Source organism: Bartonella queenslandensis AUST/NH15, from assembly GCF_000312585.1.
In the GTDB taxonomy this organism is placed as follows: Bacteria; Pseudomonadota; Alphaproteobacteria; order Rhizobiales; family Rhizobiaceae; genus Bartonella; species Bartonella queenslandensis_A.
This window is the reverse complement of the sequence record NZ_HE997985.1, coordinates 9194-10410: the sequence shown is the minus strand read 5'-3', so window position 1 is coordinate 10410 and position 1217 is coordinate 9194. Positions and strand designations below refer to the sequence as shown.

General features: G+C 43.2%; 1 protein-coding gene and 1 pseudogene. Both read right to left on the bottom strand.

What is annotated here, in order from left to right; genetic code table 11:
- Positions 1-2: 2 nt before the first annotated feature.
- Positions 3-959, bottom strand: a complete 957-nt coding sequence (locus BN338_RS02095; RefSeq protein WP_083868420.1) for a phage tail protein — start codon at positions 957-959, stop codon at positions 3-5.
- A gap of 11 nt (positions 960-970) precedes the next feature.
- Positions 971-1217 (bottom strand): annotated as a pseudogene (locus BN338_RS02090) (transglycosylase SLT domain-containing protein); the annotation flags it as partial.

Here is a 1217-nt window from a genome sequence, read left to right as displayed (position 1 = left end):
TCTCATAACCTACGTATAAATTCTGATAAAGGAGGCAGCGAAAAAGTATGATACGAAACAATATCCTCTACTGCGGCTCCTATCATTTGCGCAATTTTTGATTTCTGATCATCATCAAGCAAACGACCTAATATAATTGTTTTGTCACCATCCCAATGTGTTGGAGCTTCTTCATCAAGTTCTTTTGACAAAATCTTATGTCCTTTATGAAAATGAGATTGTATGGAATCCGCTTGGATCGTCGCAAAAGAGCGTCCTATATCAATATTGCGTCCTCCATCAAAGCCACGTAAAAACATTCCACGAAAATCAGGGATATTAAACGTTCTAAACCCATCGCCACTTCCCCATGTCGTCCCAATTGCTGCAAACAGATCATTGTAAACACTTCGCGAATAAGCACCCCCATCACACAATAACCAACCACTAGGCAATGCTTGCATCGCAAAGGCGCCTATAAAACCTGCTGGATAAAGAGAACTTGCCAAGCCTTGTGAGGATGACACTGGAGTGGGGTTAAGCAAATGCCATCCGGAAAGCTCTTCATCATAGACCAGCGTATATATGCATCCAGTTTGAATTTCCCCTCCCTCTAAAAAGGTTGCAACACCAGTGGTTGATGCCTTATAAACCGGCTTACTTGATAAGCTATTCAAAATAACTTTGGTCGCTCCAACATTCTTGCCACGCGCTTTAAATCGTAAAACAATATCATTCTTATACTCTAAAAACGGTGACTTGCTTTGCAGCCTTATGACTGTCGTCTGCTGATCATTATCAACCGTAACAATGCCTTCAAGAGATCCACCCGTATCCGATAAATACTCTCGAAAACGCTGCATCATTCCACGTGCACTGTTGTTGATCGTGCTAGGGCGCTGTCCCTCTGACCAATCAATCAAATCATCCGCGCGCGTGTTATCCGCCGCTCTAAGCGACCAATCATAGATCGTTGACATGTTTGTGAATCCTAATTTTGGTAAAACGGTCCGTAAAATGCCCGCATGAATTGCGTCATCAAAGGATTATCATCGGCATCACTCTCTTCTTCTTCTGAAGACTCTTCTTGTGATGCTAATAATGCCCGTAAAACATCGAGCAAGTTGTCTCTATTGCCAAAGCTTCCCTGTGCTAGAGGACTTGCTCTATAAGGCTGCCCCCCATACATCTGTAGCACACGATTGACAAAATCACTTGCACGCATGCCGCTGTTGCCT

What these genes read in the sequence shown, in the direction of transcription:
- BN338_RS02095 (WP_083868420.1), bottom strand. Translation starts at nt 959, where the DNA reads ATGTCAACGATCTATGATTGGTCGCTTAGAGCGGCGGATAACACGCGC.